Annotated in this window: 1 pseudogene; it reads right to left on the bottom strand. The window is 60.4% G+C overall.

Going from position 1 to position 318, the window contains the following annotated elements:
- Positions 1–116 precede the first annotated feature (116 nt).
- Positions 117–318: pseudogene (locus HMPREF2875_RS14155) on the bottom strand (IS21 family transposase); the annotation flags it as partial.

Genomic DNA, 318 nt, shown 5'->3' with positions numbered 1-318 from the left:
GTTGGCGATGTCGATGACGCTTCTGCCGAAGGCAATCATCCGCAGCGCGGTGAAGTCGGCCAGGACGGATTCATCAAGGAAGCGATCTGTTGGCGGGGTTGGTGATGGCATGGGCTTTAGTTTCCTTTCTGAGCGAGGTTGTCCATGCTGAACTGTTCTACACCGCCGAGAAACGCGCCGGTGGTATCCCGGTCGGAGGGTGCTGGGCCGGTGGGCTGATTGGTTGTGGTGCTGCGCGGGGGCTGGTCTAGACCGCGGGGCCGTGTGGCGTGTTCTTTGCGTACGGCGGCCATCATGTTTTTGACCGCGGTATATGAC

This window comes from Corynebacterium sp. HMSC078H07, from assembly GCF_001812805.1.
GTDB lineage: Bacteria > Actinomycetota > Actinomycetes > Mycobacteriales > Mycobacteriaceae > Corynebacterium.
This window is presented reverse-complemented; position numbering and strand designations above follow the sequence as displayed.